Annotated in this window: 8 protein-coding genes; 4 read left to right on the top strand and 4 right to left on the bottom strand. The window is 69.6% G+C overall.

The window, feature by feature from the left end:
• On the top strand, window positions 1–296 hold a 296-nt coding region (locus BM339_RS52925), incomplete at its 5' end, for a transposase (RefSeq protein WP_143118894.1).
• A gap of 22 nt (window positions 297–318) precedes the next feature.
• Here the strand turns inward: BM339_RS52925 and BM339_RS46875 are convergent.
• Window positions 319–1074, bottom strand: a complete 756-nt coding sequence (locus tag BM339_RS46875) for a class I SAM-dependent methyltransferase (protein WP_143118893.1) — start codon at window positions 1072–1074, stop codon at window positions 319–321.
• Window positions 1075–1180: 106 nt separating this feature from the next.
• On the opposite strand from BM339_RS46875, the gene BM339_RS46870 reads away from it, so the two are divergent.
• A complete protein-coding gene (locus BM339_RS46870; protein ID WP_143118892.1) occupies window positions 1181–2479 on the top strand; it encodes a hypothetical protein in 1299 nt (432 codons plus the stop codon).
• Window positions 2476–3042 carry a GNAT family N-acetyltransferase gene (locus BM339_RS46865; protein ID WP_075025051.1) on the top strand — a complete coding sequence of 189 codons (567 nt, stop codon included), beginning with the start codon at window positions 2476–2478 and terminating at the stop codon, window positions 3040–3042. The genes BM339_RS46870 and BM339_RS46865 overlap by 4 nt, the downstream gene beginning before the upstream one ends.
• A 9-nt stretch (window positions 3043–3051) precedes the next feature.
• Here BM339_RS46865 and BM339_RS46860 read toward each other — a convergent pair whose 3' ends face one another.
• From BM339_RS46860 to BM339_RS46850, 3 genes are read right to left on the bottom strand one after another with little or no spacing between them, the layout of a single operon-like run.
• Window positions 3052–4197, bottom strand: a complete 1146-nt coding sequence (locus BM339_RS46860) for an acyl-CoA dehydrogenase family protein (protein ID WP_235206499.1) — start codon at window positions 4195–4197, stop codon at window positions 3052–3054.
• Window positions 4198–4208: 11 nt separating this feature from the next.
• On the bottom strand, window positions 4209–4850 hold the full coding sequence (locus tag BM339_RS46855; protein ID WP_021596682.1) for a carboxymuconolactone decarboxylase family protein: 642 nt from the start codon (window positions 4848–4850) through the stop codon (window positions 4209–4211).
• Complete coding sequence (locus BM339_RS46850) at window positions 4834–5406, bottom strand: VOC family protein (protein WP_075025050.1); 573 nt, start codon at window positions 5404–5406, stop codon at window positions 4834–4836. Before BM339_RS46850 ends, BM339_RS46855 begins: the two co-directional genes overlap by 17 nt.
• A 127-nt stretch (window positions 5407–5533) precedes the next feature.
• Here BM339_RS46850 and BM339_RS46845 point away from each other — a divergent pair, with 127 nt between their 5' ends.
• Window positions 5534–6190, top strand: coding sequence for a TetR/AcrR family transcriptional regulator (locus BM339_RS46845; RefSeq protein ID WP_021596684.1), 657 nt, complete (start codon window positions 5534–5536; stop codon window positions 6188–6190).
• The last annotated feature ends 1 nt before the right edge of the window (window position 6191 follow it).

Below are 6191 nucleotides of genomic sequence, written 5' to 3'. Positions count from 1 at the left end.
CCGGTTTCGCCGGACGGCTGGTCGGCTGGTCCGCCCAGACCCTCCGCACCACCATCGACATCGTCCGCAAACCCGCTGATCAGAAAGGGTTCGCCGTACTGCCCAGACGGTGGGCGGTAGAGCGGACTCTGGCGTGGTTGACCGCGCACCGGCGGCTGGCCCGCGACTACGAACGCGACCCCGCCACCAGCGAAGCCATGATCCGCTGGGCCGCCATCGGCCTCATGACCCGCCGCATGGCCCGCGGCGGGCAGCCCGCCGTCCGTCAACGCCGGCGCCCCCTCGAATACCTATAACAAGATCCTTCTCAAACACGCACTAAGTGACATCGTTCAGGGCCCACCCGGACCCATGGATCAGCTCGACCAACTCGTCGGGGTTTAGCATCAGCCGCTCGAACCAATCGGACGTCCACCCCCTGTACCGAACTCGCATGAGCACCTGGCCGGGCAGCCGCCCCCGCTCCCTGTTGCGGTCGTGGTAGGCGCGATGCTCCGGACCGGCGGAGGTGTAGGGGTCGTGACCGATCGCGAGCAGGCGGGCGGCCGGGCGGCTGAGGCGGGCCATGCTGTCGAGCACGGCAGGTGCCCGGTCACGGCTGCCCAGCAACCCGAGATTGCCGCCGAGCATCATCAGCGTGTCGAACGTGCCGATGTCACCGGGATCGGTGACGGTGCCGATCCGGACGTCGAGGCCCTGCGCGCGAGCGACGGCGACGGCGCCAGGCGAAGGGTCGATGCCGACCACCTCGCGGTCGCCGGTCATGGCGAGCATGTGCCGCCCGGCCGCGCACCCGATGTCGAGCACCCGGCCCTCGGCAGCGGCGACGGCCTGCCGTTCACAGGCGAGCCACTCGTCCGGACGGGTGAAGTACCGGTAGGCGTCCTCGACGCTTACGAACCCATCGTCGCGCTCGATCACCTGTATGTGCGTGCCGCGTCGTGGACTCGCCTCGTAAGCGTCGCGCAGCATGGCTCCGTATCCATCGTCGGGTGTGTTCTCGCCCCGGCCCGTGGCGAGGTGGCATGCGTCTTGCACGGGTTTGCTCCAGTTGAGATGTGCCAGTTCGATCACGGACAGTAAAAGGCAGGTCTTCTACTTTCGGTAGCCGGATAATGGCGGACAGTGAGGTGGACCGCCGGAGAGTCCGCCTGTCCGGTCAAAGCGGGGGATGCGCGCGATGCCCGACGAGGAACCGCCGCCGTGGGCGGTGCGGTTAAGAGCAGAACGAGATGCACGGAATTGGACGAAACCGGCCATGGCGCGGGCCCTGTACCGAGCGGTCGAACTGCGGCCGAACCGAACACAGGTTGAGTCCCTGGCCCGGCAGATTCGTGGCTATGAGCAGGGAGAACATTTCCCCCGCGACTGGGCGTCCGCTTACGCCACCGCGTTCGGAACCTCCGTCAATGACCTCTTTGGCGCTGCGGCCGGGAGCATCGACAATGAGGACGTGGACCGTCGTACCCTTCTTGGCCTCGTGGCCACGGCCGCCACCGCGAGCGCCCTCGCCCGTGACACCGACCCGCTCCGCGAAGCATTCGAAGCCGCCGTTTCCGCCGACACCGGCGACCGCGACGCGGACGCTTGGGAACGCATCGCCCATGACTATGCCTGCGAGGTCGGCTGGGTTCCCACCGCGGTCGTGCACCCGGAGCTGTCCACCGACTTCGCCGAGCTGACCCGACTACTGCCGTCCGCGCGCGGTACGGCACGGACCCGGGTGATCCATGTGGCCGCGCACCTGGCGGCGCTGATGGCGATCAATCTGACGAACATGGGCGAGGGACGAGTTGCGCGGCGCTGGTGGCGGACCGCCGCGCGTGCCGCCGACCAGACCGGCGACCATCGGGCCGCTGCGCTCGTCCGCGGCCGCGCCGCGGTCTTCGCGCTGTACGGCGACACGCCGCGCCAGTCGATCGTCGAACAGGCGGAGGAGGCCCTAGCGGTCGGGCACGGCACCCCTTGCGCGGGCGTGGTCTCTGGGCACGCCGCACGCGCCCAGGCACTGGCCGAACTCGGTCGTCATGCGGAGGCCGCGGCGGCGTTCGACGACCTTCGACGTTCCTTCGACCAGTTGCCCGACGCCGTTACCGGTCTTCGCGGCAACCAGTGGGGCTGGCCCCACGGCCGTCTCCTCTTCGTCGCGAGCTTCGTCCACACCTGCGCCGGGAACGTCGGTCCGGCGACCGAAGCGCAGGACACCGTGCTCGCCCTGTATCCCGCCCGGAACTGGCAGGCTCGCGGGCAGGTCGAGATGCACCGTGCCGGGGTCATGATCCGTGCCGGGGACACCGCCGAAGGCACACGCCACATGACGCGTGTTCTGGAGAACATGCCGGTCGAGCAGCGCGCTGACGGGCTCGTGCGAGGCAGTGCTCTGACGTCGCTTCGGCTCGCCCATCCGGACCAGGCCGCCGCTCCCGAAGTCCGGCAGGTTCGGGGGCTGGTCGCGTCCACAACGACAGGAGATCGATGATTTCGGATCTGACGTTCAGCCGCCACGACCCCGCGAGTGCGGAAGGGATCCTCCAGAGTGTGATCGTGCCGGTGTACGTGGCGTCGCATCGGGAGGTGATCGACCGGCCGTTCTATTCGGCGGAGCGGTTCGCGGATCGGTTCTCCGGATACGCGAAGGCGCCCGGGTTCGAGATCGTGATCGCCCGCCTCGGCGAGGAGCCGGTGGGGCAGGCGTTCGGGTATGCGCTGCCGCCGTCCGCGCGCTGGTGGAACGGGCTGACCACGCCGGTTCCGGACGGGTTCACCGAGGAGACGGGGTCTCGGACGTTCGCGCTGAACGAGTTGATGGTCGTCCCCGAATGGCAAGGGAAAGGTGTGGCGCACGCCCTGCACGACGCCCTTCTGGGCGGCCGGGCCGAGGAGCGGGCGACGCTGCTGGTGCGGGAGGACAACGGCTCGGCTCAGCGTGCTTATGGGCGATGGGGGTGGCGGAAGATCGGCAAGTTGCGGCCGTTCCCCGACTCACCGCACTTCGACGCGATGATCCTCGACCTGCCGCCGGGGGCCGGCGGCAGGTCGTAGGTCCGGGCGTCAGGTGGTGTGGGCTCGGAGGATCCGCTTGGCGGTGCTCTGGATGTGGACCTCGTCGGGGCCGTCGTAGACGCGGGCCTCGCGGGCGTGCCGGTACATGCGGGAGAGCGGGGTGTCGTCGGTGAGGCCGGCGGCGCCGTGCACCTGGACGGCGCGGTCGACGACGTTGTGCAGCATGCGGGCCCCGACGACCTTGATCGCGCCGATCTCGATGCGGGCTTGGCCGCCCGCGTCGATCTGCTCGGCGGCCTGAAGGGTGAGCAGGCGGGACGCCTGAATCTCGGTGTAGGAGTCGAAGACGTGCTGCTGCATGAGCTGCTTCGCCGCGAGCGGCTCGCCGAACGCGACGCGGGTGCCGAGGCGGTCGCACATCAGCTCGAAGGCGCGCTGGGCCTGGCCGAGCCAGCGCATGCAGTGGAAGATGCGGCCGGGGCCGAGGCGCTCCTGGGCGATGACGAAGCCGTGCCCGCGCGGGCCGAGCAGGTTCCCGGCCGGGACGCGGACGTCGTCGTAGGCGACCTCGTAGTGGCCGCCGTTCAGGCCGAGGACGGGCGTCTCCCGGACGATCCGGTACCCCGGCGTGTCCGTCGGCACGACGATCATGCTGAAGGACAGGTGCGGGGGCGTCCCCTCGGGTTCGGTGCGGCACATGACCGTGGTGTAGGCGGCCTGGGCGGCGCCCGTGGTGAACCACTTGCGGCCGCTGATGACCCAGTGGTCGCCGTCCAGGACGGCCCTGGTCTGCAACTGGGTGGGGTCGGAGCCGGCGTGGTCGGGCTCGGTCATCGCGAAGCTCGGAGAGATTTCACCCGCGACCAGGGGGGCGAGGTATCGCTCACGCCATTGGGGGCTCGCGTACTTGTGGAGCATCAGCGAGTCCTGGAGGGTGAACGTGCCGAGGACGAGCTGGCCCCACTCGCTGCGCCCCTGGACCTCGTTCACGTACACGTAGTCGAGGAACGGCATGCCACCGCCGCCCAGCTCGGCGGGGTGGCCGAGGGCCCACAGCCCCTCGGCCTTGGCTTCATGCCGCAGTTGGAGGAGCAGGTCGCGGTCGCCGGCGTTGAGCGCGGGCTCCGCCGGCTCGACGCGTTCGGTCATGAAGGCGTGGACTGCGTCGCGGACGTCCCGGACGCGGTCCGGCACGGGGAACAGCATCAGCCCGCGCCGGTCAGGTCGGCGGAGATGTCGCGATTGCCGTAGCCCTCCGGCGCGGCGACCTCGACGACCGGCTCGGGACGGTCGTCGAACTCCAGCCGCAGCGCCCGCGACATCGTCGCGTGCATGTCGTACATGCAGGTGATGTAGGTGAGCTGGAGGATCTCCTTGTCGGGGAGGTGCTTCTTCAGGACGTCGAAGACGGCGTCGGGCGTCCGGCCGCCGTCCAGGACGAGGCAGTCGGTGTAGGCGAGGACGGCGCGTTCGAGGGGCGAGTAGCAGTCGGCGGTCTGCCAGTGCGGGATCGACTCGATCTTCTCCTCGGGCATGCCGAGCGCCCGCATCTGCTTGCAGTGCTGGGAGAAGACGAACTGGCTGCCGCGCGCCCAACCCGCCCGGCACTGGCCCAGCTCGCGCAGGACGGGGTCGAGGTCGGCGTTCCGGTACAGGGCGAAGCCGCGGACCGCGTGCCGGAACACGTCCGGGGACTGGGCGAACACCGTCCACCAGTCGCCGGGCGATCCGGTCGCGGTGCCGTGGTCGACGGCCGGGTCGCGGTCGGGGGCGAACAGGTGGTCGTAGAAGAAGAGGATGCGCTCGTCGGTGACTTCGGCGCGCGGAACCTCACGCAGTCGCGGCATGCTTTTCCTTCCGGGTGTTCCGGTCGGCGCCGGTCTTGGGTTCGTGGGAGACGTCGGACTCGTCGAACGTCCGCGTCCAGCAGGCGAATTCGAGAAGAATCCCGTCCGGGTCCTGGAAATAGAACGACCGGACGAAGACGCCGTCGTGGACGTCGCGAGAAACACCGGCCGGACTGTCGTCGTGGTTCAGGATCGGGCTGACGGTGACGCCCTTCTCCTTCAGTCGCCGCCGGTAGTCCTCGAACTTGTCGACGGGGACGTGGAACGCCACATGGTTCATCGACCCGACCGCGCTGAGCAGTTCGCCCTGCTCGGGACGGCCCGCCGGCGCGGAGACCCCGGGGACGCCGTCGGGCGCGTCCGGGAACCAGAAGAACGCCACGCAGTCGCCGCCGCCGCAGTCGAAGAAGAAGTGCTGGCCCATTCCGCCCGGCAGGTCGAGCGTCTTGATGAGCGGCATTCCGAGAACGCCGGAGTAGAAGTCGATGGTGCGCTTCATGTCGGACGACACCAGCGCCAGATGGTTGATGCCGCCGAGTTCGAACTCGGTGTTCATGGGACCTCCTCGAACAGGGCGGCGGTGCGCCCAGAAGTTGACTTGACAGTCATATCAACTTGCTCGATGCTCGGATACTGTTCCCGCGAACATCGGGCTGTCAACCCCGGCGAGAGGAACCACGGCGATGCCGAGCCGCGACGACCCCGGCGGCCCGCCGCTCACCGAGCGCGGCGCGCGGACCAGGGAGCGCCTCGTGGCCGCGGCGCGCGAGGTGTTCGAGGAGCGCGGCTTCCCGGAGACCCGCGTCGCGCACATCACCCGGCACGCGGGCGTCGCGTACGGGTCCTTCTACACCTACTTCCCGTCCAAGGAGGCGGTGTTCCTGGAGGTCGCCGACCGGCTGTTCGAGGAGATGACGCGGCAGGACCTCGTCCCGTCCGCCGGCCCGTCCCCCGCCGCCCGCATCCGCCGCGCCAACCGCGCCTACTACGAGGCGTACCGGCGCAACGCGAAGATGATGGCGATCATCGAGCAGGTCGCGACCTTCAACGAGGAGTTCCAGCGGCTGCGGCGCAAGCACCGGGCCACCCAGGTGGGACGGTCCGCACGGGCGATCGCGCGCTGGCAGCGCGAGGGGCTCGTCCCGTCCGACCTGGACGCGGAGATGGCCGCCCGCGCCCTCGGCGCGATGGTCGACCACTCCCTGTACCTGTGGCTCGTCCAGAGCGACGACCCGCCCGGCACCGAACGCCTCCTCGACACCCTCGACGCGCTCAGCGTCCGCGCCCTCGGCCTGCCGTCCCAGCTAGGAGACCCGTGGAACTCGCCGACCGCCTCATGAC

This window comes from Actinomadura madurae (assembly GCF_900115095.1).
Lineage (GTDB): Bacteria > Actinomycetota > Actinomycetes > Streptosporangiales > Streptosporangiaceae > Spirillospora > Spirillospora madurae.
Note: the sequence above shows the minus strand (reverse complement) of the source record. Positions and strands in the feature narration are given on the sequence as shown.

Bases quoted from the DNA above. Each gene is read 5' to 3' on its own strand.
- BM339_RS46870 (WP_143118892.1), top strand. From the start codon at position 1,181: ATGCCCGACGAGGAACCGCCGCCGTGGGCGGTGCGGTTAAGAGCAGAA.
- BM339_RS46865 (WP_075025051.1), top strand. From the start codon at position 2,476: ATGATTTCGGATCTGACGTTCAGCCGCCACGACCCCGCGAGTGCGGAA.
- BM339_RS46855 (WP_021596682.1), bottom strand. From the start codon at position 4,850: ATGCCGCGACTGCGTGAGGTTCCGCGCGCCGAAGTCACCGACGAGCGC.
- BM339_RS46850 (WP_075025050.1), bottom strand. From the start codon at position 5,406: ATGAACACCGAGTTCGAACTCGGCGGCATCAACCATCTGGCGCTGGTG.
- BM339_RS46845 (WP_021596684.1), top strand. From the start codon at position 5,534: ATGCCGAGCCGCGACGACCCCGGCGGCCCGCCGCTCACCGAGCGCGGC.